Source organism: Mesorhizobium sp. HAY1-8B, from assembly GCF_056868045.1.
Window position 1 is genome coordinate 5895585 of sequence record NZ_CP200321.1, and the last position, 18508, is coordinate 5914092.

Here is an 18508-nt window from a genome sequence, read left to right on the forward strand (position 1 = left end):
GTGGGAAAGCCGCCGTCAGGCCGGCTGGCCGTCGAGATGGATGCGGTCGACCGCTTGCGGATAGAAGGCGATCAGGCCTTTGATCTTGGGCATTTCGTCGATCGGGTCGCGGTAGCTCCAGGCAATGTCGGGGCGAACCGAACCGTCCTTCAAGAGACCCGACCAGTAGGAGGCGATGCCCTTGTAGGGACATCGCGTCGTGGAAACGGACGCCGCCAACCGGTCCAGCCGGACATCCTCCGCGGGAAGGTAGAAACGCGTCGGCAGATGGGTTTCGAACAGTAGCACCGGGCGCTGGCTGTCGGCGATGATGTCGCCGTCGAACCAGACCTGGACGTGGCTGGAACTGTGCAGCACGTCGATACGCGCATAGGGATCGCGGGCGTGGACGAAGACTTCTTCTTCCTCCTCGAACCACTGGTCGACCGCCTTCCAGGTGAAGGCGATGCGGCCGGCGAGCGGCGACAGGTTTTCGTCCGGCGGTGCCGTGAACGACCACGCCGCATTGGCGGCGCGCCTGTCGCCGCTGTCGATGTCCCAATAGGCGGTCTCACCGCCGACCGCGTGCGGCTCGCGATGCAGCGACGGCTTCAGCACCGACGGATCGACCGAGGACGGCGGGAAGAAATAGATCGGCAGGAAATGGTTGGAGCGCAGCACCAGCACATTGCGGCTGTCGGCGATGGTGCGGCCGCCAAACTTGACGCGCACCCGCTTGGGGCTATGCAGGACGTTGACGAGACGCGGAGCGGTGGCTTCGCGAGGCTGGAGGTTCGGTGCGGCGGTCATGGCCGTTGCCTCAGGACACGGCGCGCGCATTGGCGCGCTGCTCGGCGAAGCGGTTGGCCGGTCGCGCAAGCCCGAAGCGGTCGCGCAAGGTGCCCGGCGCATATTCGGTCGGCACCAGGCCGCGCCTCTGCAATTCCGGCACCACCTGTTCGGCGAAGTTCACCCAGTCCTCAGGCAGCAGCGGGAACATCAGATTGAAACCGTCGGCGGCTCCCGAGACGAACCAGTCCTCAAGCTGGTCGGCAATCTGCTTCGGCGTGCCGGCGACCGTCGGCACCGAGCCGCTGTTGGCGAGCTTGCGGGCTATGTCGCGCAGGCTGAGATTCTGCTTTGACCATTGCTTGACGCGGTTGAGCGATGTGCGTCCGCCATTGAAAGTGCTTTCGTCCGGCAGTGGCGGCAGCGGGCCGTCCGGCGGGTAGGCCGACAGGTCGATGCCGCTCCAGCTCGACAGAAGATCGATGCCGACTTGGTCGGGGAGAAGCGTCTGCAGATATTCCTGCTTGTCCCGGCCCTCGGCTTCGGAAGCCGCGACGATCGGCAGGATGCCGGGCAGGATCTTAAAGCTTTCCGGCCGCCGGCCGTGGCGCGCCAGCCGCTCGTTGATGTCCTGGCGGTATTTGATGCCGTCTTCCCTGGTGCTGTAGATGGCGAAATGCGCATCGGCCTGGGCAGTGGCGAAATTCTTGCCGTCCTCGGACGAGCCGGCCTGGACGATCAGCGGATGGCCCTGTGGCGGCCGCGACACGTTGAGCGGCCCGCGCACCTTGAAGTGCTTGCCCTTGTGGTCGATCGGATGGACCTTGTCCGGGTCGGCGAAATAGCCCGTCTCCTTGTCGATGAGGAGCGCCTCGTCCTCCCAGCTGTCCCACAGCGCCTTGACGATATCGAGGAACTCGCCGGCCCGCTCATAGCGGAAAGCGTGCTCGATATTGCCGTCGCGGCCGAAATTGCGCGCCTCCTCGTCCATGGCCGAGGTGACGACATTCCAGGACGCCCTGCCCTTGCTGATATGGTCGAGCGAGGCGAACAGGCGCGCGACATTGTAGGGCTCGCTGTAGGAGCTCGACGCCGTGGTGATCAGGCCGATATGCTTGGTCACGCCGGCCAGTGCCGACAGCAGCGTCAGTGGTTCGAGGCGGGCATTGGCGTAGTGAGCGACGCCGCTCTTCACCGAATCCCAGATCGACACGTGATCGGCGACGAAGATGGTGTCGATCCTGGCCCGCTCGGCCGCCTGCACCAGCTCGCGATAATAGTCGAAATCGAGCACTTCGCGGCCCGGTGCGCGGGGGTGGCGCCATGCCATGCGATGGTCGCCCTGCGGGTTGAAGAAGAACGCGCTGAGGATCATGTGCGACATCTGGATACCCTTCCCTGCGGATGCGGAAAACCGCCGGTGCCGCGGCCTGTGGCCGTGCCCCGAAAATCTTCCAGTCAGCGAAAGTTAGATTGCGCTCGGGTTTAATTCGAGTAATTTTATAGAGATTGTTCCATATGAAAGCGGAAGCGATTGCCCCTGATCGCCGCGCGGACAGAAAGTGGTTTCGGGCATGTCCTCTTCATCGTCGTCTTCGGTTCTAAACGTCGAGCACCTCTCCGTCTCCTACAGGGGAGCCCGGCGCATCCACCGCGCGGTGGATGACATTTCGCTCGAGATCGCCCAGGGCGAAGCGCTTGGGCTGGTCGGCGAATCCGGTTCCGGCAAGAGCTCGGTGGCGCTGGCCGTGCTGCGCTATCTGCCCAGGCACGCCCGGGTCGAGGCCGCGCAACTGGCCTTCGAAAACCGCGAAATCCGCGACCTCTCGACCAACGAGCTGCGCCGGCTGCGCGGCGACCGCATCGCCGCCGTCTACCAGCATCCGGGCTCGGCGCTGAACCCGAGCATGACCATTGGCGGACAGATCACCGAGACGATCCTGCGCCATCGCCCGATGCACCACGACGAGGCCCTTGGCCGTGCGGCACAGTTGCTTGGCCGCGTCCGCGTCGCCAATCCCGAACGCGTACTACAGCTCTATCCGCACGAATTGTCGGGCGGCATGCAGCAGCGCGCCAACATCGCCATCGCCATCGCCCTCGACCCGGCACTGCTGGTGATGGACGAACCGACCACGGCGCTCGACGCCAGCGTCCAGTCCGAGATCATCGCCATCCTCGACGATCTGCGCCGCGAGCACCGCACCTCGATCCTGCTGATCAGCCACGACATCAATCTGATCCGCCGTTCCTGCGACCGGGTATCGGTGATGCAGGCCGGCTCGATTGTCGAAACCGGTGCTGCCGGGGAGGTTTTCGACAATCCGCGCCACGCCTACACAAAGGCGCTGGTCGCCGCCATTCCAACGCTCAACCGCACCAAGCGCGATGGCAGGCTGGCCGAGGATGCTAGCCCCATCGACCTCGCTTCGGATGCACCAGCCGAAGAACAACAAGACATTGCCTCGCCCACGCCGCAGCGCGAAATCGCCGTGTCTTGCCGCGGCATAAGACAATCCTTCGGCGGCCAGCCGGTGCTGCACGGCATCGACCTCGACATCGCCAGCGGCGAGACCTTCGGGCTGATCGGGGAGTCCGGCTCCGGCAAGTCGACGCTGGCCCGCATCGTCACCGGCCTGCAGCCGCCGACGGCTGGTACCGTCGCGCTGTTCGGCAAGACCGTGGCGCCACTGGTCGAACGGCGCCAGCCAAGCGAGCGACGCGATGTGCAGATGGTGTTCCAGTCGCCCGACCGCACGCTCAACCCGCGCCAGCGCATCAGCCGCATCCTTGGCCGGCCGCTGCGGCGGCTGGCCGGCCTGCCCCGCCGCGCGGTGCCACGCCGCGTCGGCGACCTCCTGGCTTCGGTGCGCCTCGCCCCCACCACGGCGGAACAAAAGCCCGGCACGCTGTCAGGCGGCCAGCGCCAGCGCACGGCCATCGCGCGCGCCTTCGCGGGCCTGCCGAGGCTGGTGGTGCTGGACGAGCCGACCTCGGCCCTCGACGTGTCGGTGCAGGCGACCGTGCTCAACCTGCTCAACGACCTGCAGAAGAGCAAGGACACCGCCTACCTCTTCATCAGCCATGATCTGCGGGTCGTGCGCTACATGGCCGACCGCATCGGCGTGCTCTATCGCGGCCGCCTGGTCGAGACCGGTTCCTCCGACCAGGTCTTCGCCGGCCCCAACCATCCCTACACGCAAATGCTGCTGGCGGCGTCCTCGAACGATGGGCAGGCGACGACCATGGCCGAAGCGCAAGCCGCCCTCGAGGCCGGCCCGGGCGGCTGCGCCTTCGCCGGCCGTTGCCCGCTGGCCGACGCCCGCTGCCTCGAGGCCGAACCTGTCGCCCGGGAAGTTGAAGCCGGCCATTTCATCGCCTGCTGGAAGCGCGCCGGCTGAGACATCCGGGGAGAACCCGGTCGCGCCGGGAAGCGTTACGCCGGCAGCGACGGCTCGGTGTTCGGCTCCAGCGGCTCTTCCGCCTCATGGTCGTCCGGAAGCACGTCGCCATGCACCCCCAGCGGCCGGCCGATCCAGACTGGATCGACCAGATGGTCGCGCTTGGGGTTCTCCGTATTCGGGTGGATGAGGATGCTCAAGCCGCCATGGTTCAGCATCAGCCAAGGAACGAGCGTGCCGAAAATCTCGTTGGCGAAGGAGACCTGGTACATGGCCTGGTCATGCGGGCCGACTTTCTCGTCGTGCCAATTGCCCAGGCGTACGCGGAAACGCTCGCCGATGCGAAGACGAAGCCATTCGGCGCGTTGCCGCTCGGTCTCTCCGTCATAGTAGATGTGGGCGTGATAGCTGGCGATTTCCGCGAGAGGCCTTGGACTGGCTTCGTTCATCACAATGCTCTCCTTCGATGATTCTCGCGCCCGGCAGGCCGATGCGCGGAGGCGGTCCCTGTTTCACTTGTTTCGGCAACGTGGCGAATGTCCAAGTATTCAGCCCAAGAACGAGGTTTTAAGCAAGATCGCCCGACCGCCCCGAGGCTCTCATCGGCCAGGCGGACCGCCGCGATCGATCGTCAAAGACGCGCCACGGCCGATGCGAACCACGTCAGCGGACGAGAGATCGGGGACGGCCTTGCCGCCATCGCGACGACATTGCGAGAGAGGCAAACGTTTTGTTGTGAGGGTGAGCGCTCGGGCCGACGACGGACATGTGTCGGCCTGGATGGGTGCCCGAGCAGCCTGCGTAGTCCGGTCGGACGGTAAAATCGGTACGAGATACAGCCCCGCCGGATCGCTCCGGGGGCTCGAACCACGCGACTATTCAAATCCTGAGATGCTGCTATCCGGTGATTAGCCTTTATCGTCCTGGTCACGCCACGGCGGTCTCATTGACATGCTCTCCCAGGATTCGCTTGATGATCCTGTCGAAATCGTGAGGGTCGGCGCCGTTGACTTTTATCAAGGGCCATCCGTCCTGGCGCAAGCATTCGCCCACCTCCCTCGAGATATTGGCTTGCTTCAAGCCCCTGTCCACGCCGAGTTCGAACAGGAGGACCTCGATCGCCGGTTGCCCGGCATGGCGGTCCATAAGACGGCGGCGCAAGGTTTCCTGCGGCGCATCGATTTGGATAAGGACATCCGGTCTTGGCAGGAATGCCAGGGTGTCACGAACCGCGTCGATGCTTGGAGTGCGCGCCAGCAGAACCAGCGCACACAAAGCCTGGATCAGGCCTTCCTCGAAAATGAAGTAACCTTCCGATTCCTGCGCCTTGCGCCAGGACTCGCATAGCAGGGCGATGTCGACCTTCATGCGCCACGACCATGTGAGGCTCCGCAGGGGGATCGACGCCAGAAGCCGCGCCGCTACCCCGTCCCTTGGCAAGGTCGATAGCAAGACAGGACCCGAGGTGGCGATCTTTCTGCCGATACGCCCAATGCCATGGCGTACCTCCGGGCCGTCATCCTGGGCCGACCCGTATTCAATCAGGCGATAGCCGTTCACTGTCTTGACGTTGATGCCTTGCTTCGCCATCCCCTGGCAGAGGCCGCGAAGAAGTGTGGTCTTGCCTGCACCAGGCGGCCCAAACAACTCGATGATCATGCCGAAATGCCCAGCGTCTCCAAGCAGGCAGTCACTCACCTGCGACTCGAACCTTAGCCAGATTACAAACCCCACCAACATTCATTTGAATGACTGTTCAGACCCGTGGACTCTTGGGAGGGCTCATGGGTTCCTGCCCCGGAGACAGGTGGCATTGGTCCTGGGCAAACGTCTCGCCGCCGGGGACCTTGGGGCGGACCCGGCTGTTGCCGGAGGGCATTAGAGTACTTCCGGCGAAGGCCGGCCGGGAAGAAGCTGTCCGGTCACGATCGAGGCATCATCCGAATGATTGATGAAAAGATTCCGGTGGCGAGCGATGGTCGGCATTCAGCTTGGTGGGGCTCTGAATGTCTCCAGCGTATTTGCAATCGGAAGCAGTGGATCAGGATCTACAGGAGGATTGTCGACCAACGACACCCCGCGGATGGTCTGACGTGCCCGAATATGCTCTTGACGAGGGTGGGCCTGTCTGGCGCCGCTATCAGCGGATGGGCGCCGATTTTGCGGACAGTCCCATCTTCGATCACCTCGCAAATGTCGCAAGGCAATATCCGGACAAGCTCGCGATCAGCGACGGTGCCGACCGCCTGACTTACTCCCAGCTTTTCCGGGCTGTCGAGACACTGTCCCGCCGTCTTGCTGCCGTCGTCCCCGAAGGACAGGCGGTCGGGATCCTTCAGGCCAACTCGGTCTGGTACCCGGTGGCAATGCTGGCGAGCATGGCGGCCGGACGGCCTTCGGTCCCGCTCAACATGAGAGATCCCGGCTCTCGGATCATCGAGATTGTGAATGCCGCGCGGCTTGGCGCCATCATAGGCTCTGGAAATGGCCGCCCCGTCGATCTGGCGCAGGACGTGCTGTGGATCGATATTGCCGCCGGCGTCGCGCCGGACGCTCAGCGGGCATCACCACAACCGCCGCCCGTTTCCGTCGATGCGCCCGCAATGGTGCTTTACACCTCAGGCAGCACCGGGCGTCCCAAGGGGATCGTCAACAGCCAACGCAGCCTGCTCTGGCGGGTCCTGCAATATGTCGACGCGTGCCATATAAACGCGGATGACGTGTTCCTGCCGCTGACCGGGCCGGCCACGATTGCCGGTTGCCGGGAGATTCTGGCCGCGCTGCTGACGGGCGCCGCGTTGCATCTTCTCGAGGTGGAGGCGGTCGGCCTGCGCGCGGTGCGCGCCCGGTTGCAAACCGAAGGCGTGACGGTCGCCTACCTGGTGCCGGCGCTGCTTCGGGCGCTCCTGACCGAGGCCCCCGCCGACGCCTTCCACTCACTCAGAGTGGCCCGGATCGGCGGGGAGAAGGTGTCGTGGACGGACATCGGGTTGCTGCGCAAGGCCGTTTCGGACCAGTGCCTGATCCAGATCGGCTACTCGTCGACCGAGACCACCGGTTCGCAATGGTTCTTGCCGGCGAACTGGCCGGAGCAAGACACGTCGGTCCCCGTTGGCAGGCTGCTTCCCGGGATGGCATTCGCCATTGTCGACGAAGCGGACCGCGGTGTCAGGACAGGCGAGAGTGGAGAGCTTCTGATCAAGAGCCCCTATGTGCTGCTTGGCCACTGGGAGAACGGCGTCGTCGTTCCCGCGCGGCCGGACCCGGACGATCCCGGTGTTCGGGTTTTCGCGACGGGCGACCTCGTTCGGCTGGACGATGATGGGCTGTTGTGGGTCGTCGGCCGCAAGGGGCGCCAGATCAAGATCAATGGTCGACGCGTCGAACCCGCCGAACTCGAACGGGTCCTGCGTGGCGCGCCTTCGGTGGCGGATGCCGTGGCAATCGTGACGCCGGAGAAAGAACTCATCGCGTTCGCGGTTCCCAAACACTTGGCCGGGGCTGCTTTCGCGGAGGAGCTTCGCCAGCTCGTCAGAACGACATTGCCGGCGCCACTGCGTCCCTCGAGGTTGCACACCATCGCCGCCATCCCGCGCCTGCTGGGCGGAAAGGTCGACCTGGCAAGCCTCATCCAATTGGATCGCTCGGACAGAAAGACGGCGCCAGCCGCCCAACCGCCCGCTGCCCGACCGCCGCCCGCCGGAGGCGAACTGAATACCAGGCAAATCGTGCAGCACGCGTGGATGCAGGTTCTCAACACGGGCGTTGCGGCGGGAAACTGGGACGAGGCGGGAGGAGATTCGCTGCAGCTGCTGCATTGCGTCATGGCGATCGAAAGCGCCATCGGGCAGGAACTAGGCCTTGAGGCCTTCACCGTCGGAATGAGCTTCAACGAGATGGTTGAGGCGGTCGCGTCCGCGCAGGCAGGCGAACGGCGCGAGAAGAAGCATCACCCCCCGGTTCTTTTCCTGTTTCCGGGATCCGTCGGCTATGGTCCGAGCCTGGCCGCCTTCGCGGCCGCCATGGGCAAAGTCGCCCGGGTCAATCCCATCAGGTACCCCGGCCTCGCCGCGATATTGGACGGACATAACTCTCTCTCCGCCATGGCTGCCGCCGCGCTCGAACAGATAGGCCGCGCCCAGCCTGCCGGCCCCGTGCGGCTTCTCGGCCATTCGCTTGGCGGCGCGGTCGCATTCGAGGTTGCCGCACGGCTGCTGGCCGCCGGTCGGCCGGTCAGGTTTCTGGGCATCCTCGACACGAGCCTTCTGAACGAGCCGAGCGACTTCTGGGCAACGCTGACCCGCACATTCCATCGCATTCGGACAAATCGCATATCCGCCCACCGGATGGCTTGCCGGGCCCTTGCGAAGATCACCGTTGCAATGGGCTGCGAGGCGTATCTCGCCAGGTTTCTCGACCGCTCGGCCAAGGGAGAGTTCAACCCGACGAGCTTCAGAACCAAACTGGAACTGCAGGAGGTCTTGCGGGCGCGGTCTTTCTTCCAGTGGCTGGACGCACCGAAACCGGCCCTGCCGATCGCCGGCACCTTGTTTCGATGCCGCCGGGAGGGAATGCCTCGGGCCTTGGGCTGGGATAGCGCCTTGGCACGGCTGGACGTGGTTGCGATCAACGGCAACCACATCGACCTTGTCGTGGAGCCTCATCTTGCCACCAACCGTCCCCTCATCGAGAGGGCGGTTGTGCAGACCTACTCCCCGGCCGAGTCTCGCAAAAGGGAGGATTTGTCATCGACGTGATCTCACACTTCAGCAAGGACGCGCTGCTGCTCGATGCTCGTGCGCAGGTCGATCGCATCGTTGACACCTTGCGCACGCAGGTCCTTGGCACGCTCCATCGTCGCGGCGTGGTTGTCGGCCTTTCCGGCGGCATCGACAGCTCCGTCGTCGCGACCTTGTGCACGCACGCGTTCGGCAAGGACAGGGTCCTAGGACTGTTCATGCCGGAGCGGGATTCCTCCGGCAACTCGCTGAGACTTGGCCGCCGTGTCGCGGCACAGCTTGGCATTGAAAACGTCGTGGAGGACATGGCACCGGCACTGGAGGCCACTGGCGCCTACAGCCGGCAGATCGAGGCGATCCGGACCGTCGTTCCCGACTATGGGGAGGGCTGGAAATGCAAGCTGGTGCTCGCATCGGTGCTGGAGAGCAACGGCCTCAACATCACCCGGCTCACGGTCCAGGATCCGGAGGGCAAGGTCGACACGGTGCGCCTGTCGCCTGCCGCCTACCTGCAGATCGTCGCCGCGACCAACTACAAGCAGCGCCTGCGCAAGATGACGGAATACTACCACGCCGACCGCCTCAAATACGCGGTTGCCGGGACACCAAACCGCCTTGAGTACGACCAGGGCTTTTTCGTCAAGCAGGGTGACGGAACCGCCGACGTGATGCCGATCGTCCACCTTTACAAGACCCAGGTTTATCAACTCGCGGAATATCTCGGGGTGGACGAGGAAATCCAGCGGCGGGCGCCCACCACCGACACCTTCTCCATGGCGCAAAGCCAAGAGGAATTCTATTTCGCGCTACCCTACCACCTGATGGATCTATGCCTCTATGGCCTGAACCACGGGATCGCCGGCGATGAGGTCGCGGCGGCGGCCGGCCTCACCGAGCCCCAGCTCCAGAAAGTCTTCAAGGACATCGACGCGAAACGGCGGGCCGCCCACTATCTTCACGCGCGGCCCTTGCTGTCCGCCGGAATTGACGAGGATTGACCGGGGATGTGCGGCATCGCTGGAATTGTGGGGCTGAACGCCGCGGCGGCTTCTCCTTCGCGTGAGGCGCTGATGCGGATGGTGGGGGCGCTGGCGCATCGCGGCCCGGACGAGCACGGCCTTTACCGGGACAGACGCGCGGGGCTGGCGCACGCGCGGCTTTCCGTCGTCGATCTTTCCAACGGCCAGCAGCCGCTCGCGGACACAGGCGATACGACCTGGATCGTGTTCAACGGCGAGATATTCAACTACGTCGAGCTGCGGGAAAAGCTGATCGCGCTCGGCCATCGCTTCCGGACCCGCAGCGACACCGAGGTCGCGCTCCATGCCTATCGTGCGTGGGGCGAAGCAGCCTTCGAGCGGATGAACGGCCAATGGGCAATCGCAATCTGGGACTCGATGGCGGGTCGTCTCGTATTGTCGCGCGACCGGTTCGGCATTTGCCCCCTGCATTTGTGCGAGCACGCGGGCCGCCTTTATTTCGCCAGCGAGGTGAAGGCCATCTTCGCGGCCGATCGAACCGTCCCTCGCGCCTTTGATCCGGCCGGCATCGATCAGACTTTCACGCTCTGGACGGTCGTTCCGCCGCAAGGGGTATTCCAGGGAATCCATGAACTCGAGCCGGGGCATGTCCGCACCTACCAGGATGGCACCGTTCGCGAGCGGGCCTTTTGGCGGCCCTCCTACCCAGAGATTTCCGGATCGCGGCAGGGCGGGTTCACCGGGTCTTGCGGTGACGCGGTGGACCGCGTGCGTGACGCCCTTGAGGCCGCGACGGCGCTCAGGATGGTGCGCGCCGACGTGCCTGTCGGGTGCTACCTCTCCGGTGGACTGGACAGTTCGCTCGTGGCTGCGCTGGGAAGGCGCTTCGCCGGCGAACGCTTCCAGACCTTCTCCTTGCGTTTCGCCGACGCCGAATATGACGAAACCCGCTTCCAGCGCCTGGTTGCCGAGGCAACCGGCAGCGAGCATCACGAAGTGGTGGTTTCGCGCGGCGATATCGCCGCCATCTTTCCGGCGGTGATCCACCACACCGAGCGCCCGATACTGCGGACCGCCCCGGCGCCGCTGTTCCTGCTCTCGCGGCTGGTGCGCGAGCGTGGCATCAAGGTCGTGCTGACCGGCGAAGGGGCTGACGAGATGTTCGCCGGCTACGACCTGTTCCGCGAAGGCAAGGTCCGCCGGTTCTGGGGCCGCCAGCCGGCATCGACACGGCGCTCGCGGCTCCTGGAACGTCTTTACCCCTACCTCACCCGCTCGCCGGTGCAACAGCAGGCGATGGCGCGCCAGTTCTTCGGGCGCAACATCCAGGCCTATGACGCGCCGGGCTTTGCCCATGACACACGCTGGCACACCACCAGCGCCATCAAGCGCCTGTTTTCCGCCGACATGCGCGCCGAGACCGAGCGCCGCGACGCCGTGTCCGAGTTGCTCGCCCGGCTACCCGCGGAGTTCCCGCGCTGGAGCCCGCTCGCGCAGGACCAGTATCTCGAGGTCCAGACGCTGATGTCGGGCTATCTGCTCTCCTCGCAAGGCGACAGGATGCTGATGGCCCACTCCGTCGAGGGGCGTTTCCCCTTCCTGGACGATGAACTTGTGAGCCTGGCGAATTCGCTTCCGGCCGCCTACAAGCTGCGCGTCCTCGACGAGAAGCACGTGCTGAAACGCGTCGCGGAACCGATCGTGCCCTCCGAGATCGTCACCCGCAAGAAGCAGCCATTCCGCGCGCCCAACGCGCTTTGCTTCGTCGCCGACGACGCGCCGGAATACGTTCGCGAGGCGCTTTCGGAGACGGCGCTGCGCGAGGCCAATATCTTCGATCCGAAGGCGGTCACGCGCCTGCTCGGCAAGTGCCAGGCCAGGACCGGCGACGGCGATCTGTCCAATGCCGACAACATGGCGCTGGTCGGCGTGCTGTCGACCCAACTCCTTCATCGGCAGTTTGTCGCGAGCTGTCCCAGTGCAACTCGCGAATATGCGCTCAGCGTCGACGTCGATCGCGAACATCGGGAAGAATGCTTGCATGTTGCATGATGCCGTACCACTGCTGCATGACTACCTCGCCCACTCCGCCAGCCGGCTCGGCGGCAAGGTTGCACTGGTGTGCAACAAGCAACGTGTCACCTATGGCGAGCTTGAGACGCGCGCCAATGCGATCGCCCGGGATCTGGCCGCGTCAGGGGTCGTGCGCGGCGACCGCGTGATGATCTTCGCCGACAACACCGTCGAGACGGTGGTGAGCTTCTGGGCGGTGCTCAAGGCGAACGCGGTGGTATGCATCGTCAACCCGCTCACCAAGAGCGACAAGCTCGATTACCTGCTCAACGACTGCAAGCCGACGGCGTTGATCACGGACGGGCATCTGCACGCGATCTTCCGCGAGCCGGTGCGCGGCTGCCCGTCGCTTCTGCGCATGATCGTTTCCGGGTCGATCGACGACGTCGAGCTCTCCCGATTGCCGCATGCCGTGCGCTGGGACACCGCGGCCGCCGCCGACGGCCGCGCACCGCCGGCGCGGCGCTGCATCGATGTCGATCTCGCCGCCATCATCTACACCTCCGGTTCGACGGGTGAACCCAAGGGCGTGATGCTGACGCACAGAAACATGATGACCGCCTGCACGTCGATCGCCTCGTACCTTGAGCTTGGCGAGGACGAGGTGATCCTCAACGTCCTGCCCCTGGCTTTCGACTACGGCCTGTACCAGATGATCATGGCCTTCCGCACCGGCGCCCGGCTGGTGCTCGAGCGCTCGTTCGCCTTCCCGGCGCGGGTCCTTGAACTGATCAGGCAAGAGGGGGTTACGGGTTTTCCCGGCGTGCCGACCATCTTTGCGGCGCTCTCCGAGCTCAAGTCCCTCAAGGACCAGGATTTCTCACGCATTCGCTACGTCACCAACACCGCGGCCGCCTTGCCGCTCAAGCATATTCTCATGCTTCGCGAGCTGTTTTCGAGTGCACGCATCTATTCGATGTACGGCCTCACCGAATGCAAGCGTTGCACCTATCTGCCGCCAGAGGACCTCGAGCGAAAGCCGTTGAGCGTCGGGATCGCGATCCCGAACACGGAGATGTGGATTGTCGACGAACATGACAGGCGGGTCGGCCCCGGCGTCGTCGGCCAGCTCGTCATCCGCGGCGCGACGGTGATGAAGGGATATTGGGGCAAGCCCGAGGCGACGGCCAGGAAGCTCAAGCCCGGCCCGCTGCCGGGCGAGCAGGTCTTGTACACCGGCGACTACTGCCGGATGGACGCGGAGGGTTATCTCTACTTCGTCGGCCGTGGTGACGAGATCATCAAATCGCGCGGCGAGAAGGTGGCGCCGAAGGAGGTCGAGAACGTGCTCATGGATATTCCAGGGGTCCGGGAAGCGGCGGTGATCGGTGTTCCGGACGAACTCCTTGGGCAGGCGGTGAAGGCATTTGTCGTGATGGAGAATGGAAGGATCATCGGCGAAAAGCAGTTGCGGATGGAGTGCCAGAAGCGACTGGAGAACTTCATGGTTCCGAAGTCCATCGTCGTCGTGGCCAGCCTGCCGATGACGGACACCGGCAAACTCAAGAAGACGGCCCTGTCATGAGGCGGGCCACCGCATGCCGCTCGAAAGTGACCCCGATCCTGGGAGAACGACATGCATGAAAACAAGGACCTGGAAAGAGCGTCGCATGAATCCTTTTCAACGCGAGGCGCTTTGGGGGACGAAGTCGCTGGATTTTTGAGGCCGCAACGGAGGGCGAATTCATGTTGACTACCAAGGAACGCACCGGAATCTACAGCGAGCAAATTCGCAGTTTCCTGGTTTCGAATTTCTACGTGAGCGACGCCAAGGCATTGGTGGACGACACGTCCCTGCTCGATCAGGGCATCGTCAACTCCACGGGGGTGCTCGAGATTATCGGCTTCATCGAGGAGACCTTCGGCATCATCGTCGAAGACAGCGAGCTCTTGCCTGAAAACCTCGATTCCATTCAGGGCATCGAGCAGTACATCCTGCGCAAGATGAATTGATTGCCGGCGTAGGCCTTGATGGATGTCGCCCGGAAGCAACCCCGGCTTTGGGAAAACGGCATGCATGAAAACAAGGACTTGAAGCGCATCGCATGAATCCGTTTCAACGCGAAGCGCCCTATCCCTTTGTTTCCACGCAATTTTGGGCGAAACCGCTTCACAGTTTTCCTGGAATTGCCCAGGCGTTCCGCACGCTCATGCCTGCGCCCTGGCTTGTCCCAGGACCACCCGGCCCTCGCCCGCTTCGTTGGAGACGGCGCGGATGTTCTCATATGCCTTGCTGCGCTCCAGCAGGGCCATCACCTGCCGGTCCTGGCCAAGGCCGACCTCGAAGAGCAGGACGCCGCCAGGCCGCAAATATCGCGGCGCGTCCTTCACCACCCGCATATGGATGCTGAGGCCGTAAGGGCCTGCCGCGAACGCTTCACGCGGTTCGAGCTCGACCAGATGCGCGCGGTCGCCCTCGAGCCGTTTTTCTGAAATGTAGGGCGGATTGCAGACGATCACGTCCATCGTCCCTTCAAGTCCCTGGCCCGAGAGGGCGTCGAACAGATCGCCCTGATGCACCGAGACACGGTCGGCCATGCCGTGATGGGCGGCGTTGCGTCGTGTCACCTCGACGCATCCATCGGTGAGGTCGCTCGCCCAGACGCGTGCGGCGGGCACGCGGTGGGCGATGGCACAGGCCAGATTGCCGGCGCCGCAGCACATGTCGATGATGCGCGGCGCCGGCAGGTTCATCTGATGCAAGACATCGAGAGCCGTCGCGCCGAGCAACTCCGTCTCCGGCCGGGGCACGAGCGCACCGGGCGCGACGATCAGCTCAAGTCCCATGAAGACGGCGCGGCCCGTGCCATAGGCGTCGGCCACACTGAATTCCTTGCTCATGGCGACCCCACTCGCTTGATGTTCCCAGTATAGGTGTTCGGCATCCGCGCGCCAGTCAAACCTGCGCCGAGACCATGAGTTTCTCCGGCCTTTGCCGCGAAACCGGGACACGAGGTCACGGACGCTTGCTGCGATCCTCCGCCACGGCCCACCGCCGGCCTTTATTTGAGAGATACGCCGTAAACCGCTGAAATCCTTAACACGATTTTCATTCCACTGTCCTAACGAGGATGCCATGGCAGGGCATTTCAAGCGCTTGTTTGCTGGCCCTTCTCCCCAGGGGCAGAGCGAAGCCGTGGCAACCGGGATCCTCCGCGATCAGTTCGCTGATCTGCGGAAGGGCATCTTCATTTCCATGCCGATCGCCTCGATGCTGTCGGCGCTGATCCTGGCCGTGCAGATGCTCTCGCATGGCGGCCTTGGCGCGGTGCTGTGGTTCGCGGCGGTCAGCATCATCAACGGCGCGCGCCTGGCGCTCGCCGCCGCCCAGCCGGACATTTCCGGGAACGGCCCGAGGCCGGTCAGCGCCCGGCTCTCCCTTTACGGCGCATTGGCTCTGGCGTCCGGCATTGCCTGGGCTTTCCTGGCCGTGCTGGCCGACGGATACACCACCGCGCAGGCGCCGCTCTATCTGATCGTGCTGGCGGGCCTGTCGGCCGGCTCCGTCACCTACTCGGCCTCGTACACGCCGGCGGCGATCAATTTCATGACGCTGCCGCTTCTGGTCGCCGCAGGATGCGTGCTGGCCAGGGGCGGTATCGAGAACTACGTCCTGGCTTTCACCATCGTGCTTTTCCTCGGCGGAATGGTCAGGAGCGCGCTGCTCGGCCAGGCCAGCTTCCGCGAGACGAGCCGCCTCAAATACGAGGCGCGGGAATTCGCCGCCGAGATGGACCGCAATTCCAGGCGCGATCCGCTGACGAATTTGCTCAACCGGTACGGGCTTGAGCAGGCAATCCGACAGCTGGGGCCTTCCGACGGCCCGTTCGTGACCATGCTGGTCGACCTCGACGGCTTCAAATCCGTCAACGACACCTATGGCCACAACATCGGCGACGACCTGCTGGTCAAGGTCGCGCGCAGGATCGAAAGCCATGCGCCGCAAGGCGCCACGATCGCGCGCATCGGCGGCGACGAGTTCGTGCTGCTGTTTTCCGCCGCGCGATCCGCGCATGCGGCCGGCGCGCTCGCCAGCGCGCTCATCGCGGCGATCGCGCAGCCGGATCCGGCGTTGAACTCGGTGCGCGTCGGCGCCTCGGTCGGCATCTACGTTTCGGACAATCCACGACTGACGGAAATGCTGCTGCGGGCCGATTTCGCGCTCTACGCGGCCAAGCGCAAGGGCAGGAACGAATACTGTATCTTCGATGCCGGGCTCGACCAGGCGCTGGAGCGCAAGCATTGCATCGAGCGCGACCTGCGCGGCGCCATCGAGGCCGGCGCGCTGTGCTCATGGTTCCAGCCGCTGGTGCGCCTGGACACCAACGCGGTGGTGGGTTTCGAGGCGCTGCTGCGCTGGCAACACCCGCTCCACGGGGCGATCTCGCCGCCCGAGATCGTCACCGCGGCGCGCGAGACCGGCCTGCTGCCGCTGCTGACGGAAACGGTGTTCCGCAATTGCTGCGCCATGATCGAGGCGCTGGCGGGGAGCGGCCGCGGCGATGTGCGGGTCGCGATGAACCTGTCGCCGCGCGAGCTCGAGGCGGGCAATGTCGACGACATGATCCTGGACATGCTGAAGGCCAGGAACCTGCCCGCGGCGATGCTGGAGATCGAGATCACCGAGGAAGCGCCGGTCGACCGCGACCGGGTCGACGAAAAGATCGGCCGCCTCGCCGACGCCGGCATATCGATCGTGCTCGACGATTTCGGCACCGGCTTTTCGACCCTGGTCGCGCTGAAGGACAGCCGCATCCGCAAGATCAAGATCGACAAGCATTTCGTGCGCGACCTGGCCAAGTCCGTGGAGGACCAGGCGCTGGTCAAGACGGTCATCGATCTCGGCCGCGCGCTGGGCATAGAGGTGATGGCCGAGGGGGTCGAGACGGACGCCGACCGCCTGATCCTGCGCTCCCTCGACTGCATGGTCGCGCAAGGCTTTCTGTTCTCGCCCGCCCTCCCCGCGCCCGAGGCGCTCGCCTATGAAGCGGGCCATTCCAGCCGGACGCTCGCGGCGGAAGCGCTCTTCGACCCCGCCGCAAGGCGCCAGAGCGGCAGCGCGGCCTGACCTTGCACACGCCGCTCGCGGCGAGAGGCTTTCGGTCCCGCGCGCATCGTGTAGTCTGATGATCTCCTAGAGCCGGATGATTTCAGGTCGAATCGACCTGAAATCTGAATCCGTCTCTAAAATCAAACAGATAGAGCATGATGTCGTCCGAAAACCGCTTCACACTTTTCGGCATCATGCTCTAGGGAACATGACAAGATGAACAACCAGTCCCCGGCCGCCGAAACGCTGCCCTATCTCTCGTCGGCGGTTCTCGATCGCCTGGCGATTTCCACGCCTGACATCGTCGACGAGATCGAACGCCAGATCGCCGGCCAGCGGCGCGGCGAAGTCTGGTGCGCGCCGAAGGCCGCCGTGTGGCCGGGCGACGACCGCTACTTCATGGCCACGCTGGGCGTCGCCACCGTGCCGCCGGTGCTGGCCACCAAGTCGCTGGTGGTGAACCCCCGCAACGCCCAGCGCGGACTGGCCACGATCAATTCGCTGATCACGCTGCTCGACGCCGAGACGGGCCTGCCGCTGGCCCTGGTCGACGGCAATTGGGTGACGGCCAAGCGCACGGCGGGCCTGAGCGCCGTCGCCGCCCGGCGCATGGCACGGAACAATTCATCATCCGTCGCCTTCATCGGCTGCGGGGTGCAAGCGCGCGGCCACCTGGAAGCCTTCGCCGACCTCTTCCCCCTGCGCGAAATCCGCGCCTTCGGTCGCGGCAAAAGCAATCGCGACGCGCTTTGCGAGATGGCCCGCTCGCGCGGCCTCCAGGCAATCCCCAGCGACACGGCAAGGGCCGCAGTCGAGGGTGCCGACATGGTGGTGACGACCGTGACCCTGGTGCCCGAACCCGAACCGTTCCTCGACGCCAACTGGCTGAAACCGGGCAGCTTCACCGCAATCACCGACCTAGCCCTGCCCTGGCTGCCCGCAACCATGCGCCGCTTCGACCGCATCGTCGTCGACGACCTGGAGCAGGAGAAGCAGATGCCCAAACCCATGGTCGACGCAGCGCTGGTCGCCGGCGACCTGACGGGCCTTGTCTGCGGCGACTTTGCGGGGCGACAGAGCGCAAGCGAGGCCACGGCGTTTGTGTTCCGGGGCATGGCTGTGGGCGATCTGGCGGTGGCCGGGCTGGCGTATGTGCGGGCGCAGGCGGCGGGGGTGGTTGGGGCGTAGAGCAATCCTACGGGAAGCAGGATACAGCTGAGCCAGATTTGTGTGAACCGAGCCCCAGACTGGGAGACGGTCTAAGGAGGAGTTGACTAGGGCTTTGAGATGCAGGCGACAACGACGCTACGGCAGAGTTGCCGTTAATTTGGAGGCCAGCGACAATAGATTTTAGGGATGCAAACACGACGCTTTGCTCAAAAGGCCAATTCGCTGCTCGATTGCTGAGATTCGTAGTAGACGAAACCTAGAGAGCCGAAGCTGATTCCCGAAGCTGACCAGTTCGGGTTTGCGTTCGATTGTGCCCAATTCGGCGGC

At 64.5% G+C, this 18508-nt stretch carries 13 protein-coding genes; 8 read left to right on the plus strand and 5 right to left on the minus strand.

All coding sequences use genetic code 11. The features are described from left to right. Positions 1-15: 15 nt before the first annotated feature. Positions 16-789 carry a DUF427 domain-containing protein gene (locus AC1VON_RS28360; protein ID WP_483125638.1) on the minus strand — a complete coding sequence of 258 codons (774 nt, stop codon included), beginning with the start codon at positions 787-789 and terminating at the stop codon, positions 16-18. A gap of 10 nt (positions 790-799) precedes the next feature. Then, positions 800-2152: an LLM class flavin-dependent oxidoreductase gene (locus AC1VON_RS28365; RefSeq protein ID WP_115142507.1), complete on the minus strand. Its 1353-nt coding sequence runs from the start codon at positions 2150-2152 to the stop codon at positions 800-802. A 190-nt stretch (positions 2153-2342) separates the two neighbouring features. Between AC1VON_RS28365 and AC1VON_RS28370 the strand changes: the two genes are divergently transcribed. Beyond that, on the plus strand, positions 2343-4169 hold the full coding sequence (locus AC1VON_RS28370; RefSeq protein WP_483125639.1) for a dipeptide ABC transporter ATP-binding protein: 1827 nt from the start codon (positions 2343-2345) through the stop codon (positions 4167-4169). A gap of 35 nt (positions 4170-4204) precedes the next feature. On the opposite strand, the gene AC1VON_RS28375 is transcribed toward AC1VON_RS28370, so the two are convergent. Next, positions 4205-4618 carry a DOPA 4,5-dioxygenase family protein gene (locus AC1VON_RS28375; RefSeq protein ID WP_483125640.1) on the minus strand — a complete coding sequence of 138 codons (414 nt, stop codon included), beginning with the start codon at positions 4616-4618 and terminating at the stop codon, positions 4205-4207. 478 nt (positions 4619-5096) lie between these two features. Beyond that, positions 5097-5828 carry an AAA family ATPase gene (locus AC1VON_RS28380; RefSeq protein ID WP_483125641.1) on the minus strand — a complete coding sequence of 244 codons (732 nt, stop codon included), beginning with the start codon at positions 5826-5828 and terminating at the stop codon, positions 5097-5099. A gap of 347 nt (positions 5829-6175) precedes the next feature. Here AC1VON_RS28380 and AC1VON_RS28385 point away from each other — a divergent pair, with 347 nt between their 5' ends. The 5 genes from AC1VON_RS28385 (at position 6176) to AC1VON_RS28405 (ending at position 13914) form a co-directional block, all read left to right on the plus strand. Further along, on the plus strand, positions 6176-8926 hold the full coding sequence (locus AC1VON_RS28385; protein WP_483125642.1) for an AMP-binding protein: 2751 nt from the start codon (positions 6176-6178) through the stop codon (positions 8924-8926). Then, positions 8923-9906, plus strand: a complete 984-nt coding sequence (nadE, locus tag AC1VON_RS28390) for an NAD(+) synthase (RefSeq protein WP_483125643.1) — start codon at positions 8923-8925, stop codon at positions 9904-9906. Before AC1VON_RS28385 ends, nadE begins: the two co-directional genes overlap by 4 nt. A gap of 6 nt (positions 9907-9912) precedes the next feature. After that, complete coding sequence (asnB, locus tag AC1VON_RS28395) at positions 9913-11940, plus strand: asparagine synthase (glutamine-hydrolyzing) (RefSeq protein WP_483125644.1); 2028 nt, start codon at positions 9913-9915, stop codon at positions 11938-11940. After that, positions 11930-13486, plus strand: a complete 1557-nt coding sequence (locus AC1VON_RS28400) for a class I adenylate-forming enzyme family protein (RefSeq protein ID WP_483125645.1) — start codon at positions 11930-11932, stop codon at positions 13484-13486. Before asnB ends, AC1VON_RS28400 begins: the two co-directional genes overlap by 11 nt. A 161-nt stretch (positions 13487-13647) precedes the next feature. Next, entirely contained in the window at positions 13648-13914 is a 267-nt protein-coding gene (locus AC1VON_RS28405; protein ID WP_483125646.1) for an acyl carrier protein, read from the plus strand. Between the two features lie 195 nt (positions 13915-14109). Here the strand turns inward: AC1VON_RS28405 and AC1VON_RS28410 are convergent, their stop codons facing one another. Further along, a complete protein-coding gene (locus AC1VON_RS28410; protein WP_483125647.1) occupies positions 14110-14802 on the minus strand; it encodes a N5-glutamine methyltransferase family protein in 693 nt (230 codons plus the stop codon). 295 nt (positions 14803-15097) lie between these two features. Between AC1VON_RS28410 and AC1VON_RS28415 the strand changes: the two genes are divergently transcribed. Beyond that, on the plus strand, positions 15098-17029 hold the full coding sequence (locus AC1VON_RS28415; protein ID WP_483125648.1) for a putative bifunctional diguanylate cyclase/phosphodiesterase: 1932 nt from the start codon (positions 15098-15100) through the stop codon (positions 17027-17029). Between the two features lie 198 nt (positions 17030-17227). Then, a complete protein-coding gene (locus AC1VON_RS28420; protein WP_483125649.1) occupies positions 17228-18199 on the plus strand; it encodes an ornithine cyclodeaminase family protein in 972 nt (323 codons plus the stop codon). The last annotated feature ends 309 nt before the right edge of the window (positions 18200-18508 follow it).

Bases quoted from the DNA above. Each gene is read 5' to 3' on its own strand.
- AC1VON_RS28385 (WP_483125642.1), top strand. From the start codon at position 6,176: ATGTCTCCAGCGTATTTGCAATCGGAAGCAGTGGATCAGGATCTACAG.
- AC1VON_RS28380 (WP_483125641.1), bottom strand. From the start codon at position 5,828: ATGATCATCGAGTTGTTTGGGCCGCCTGGTGCAGGCAAGACCACACTT.
- AC1VON_RS28410 (WP_483125647.1), bottom strand. From the start codon at position 14,802: ATGAGCAAGGAATTCAGTGTGGCCGACGCCTATGGCACGGGCCGCGCC.
- AC1VON_RS28360 (WP_483125638.1), bottom strand. From the start codon at position 789: ATGACCGCCGCACCGAACCTCCAGCCTCGCGAAGCCACCGCTCCGCGT.
- asnB (WP_483125644.1), top strand. From the start codon at position 9,913: ATGTGCGGCATCGCTGGAATTGTGGGGCTGAACGCCGCGGCGGCTTCT.
- AC1VON_RS28375 (WP_483125640.1), bottom strand. From the start codon at position 4,618: ATGAACGAAGCCAGTCCAAGGCCTCTCGCGGAAATCGCCAGCTATCAC.
- AC1VON_RS28370 (WP_483125639.1), top strand. From the start codon at position 2,343: ATGTCCTCTTCATCGTCGTCTTCGGTTCTAAACGTCGAGCACCTCTCC.
- AC1VON_RS28405 (WP_483125646.1), top strand. From the start codon at position 13,648: ATGTTGACTACCAAGGAACGCACCGGAATCTACAGCGAGCAAATTCGC.
- AC1VON_RS28400 (WP_483125645.1), top strand. From the start codon at position 11,930: ATGTTGCATGATGCCGTACCACTGCTGCATGACTACCTCGCCCACTCC.
- AC1VON_RS28365 (WP_115142507.1), bottom strand. From the start codon at position 2,152: ATGTCGCACATGATCCTCAGCGCGTTCTTCTTCAACCCGCAGGGCGAC.
- AC1VON_RS28420 (WP_483125649.1), top strand. From the start codon at position 17,228: ATGAACAACCAGTCCCCGGCCGCCGAAACGCTGCCCTATCTCTCGTCG.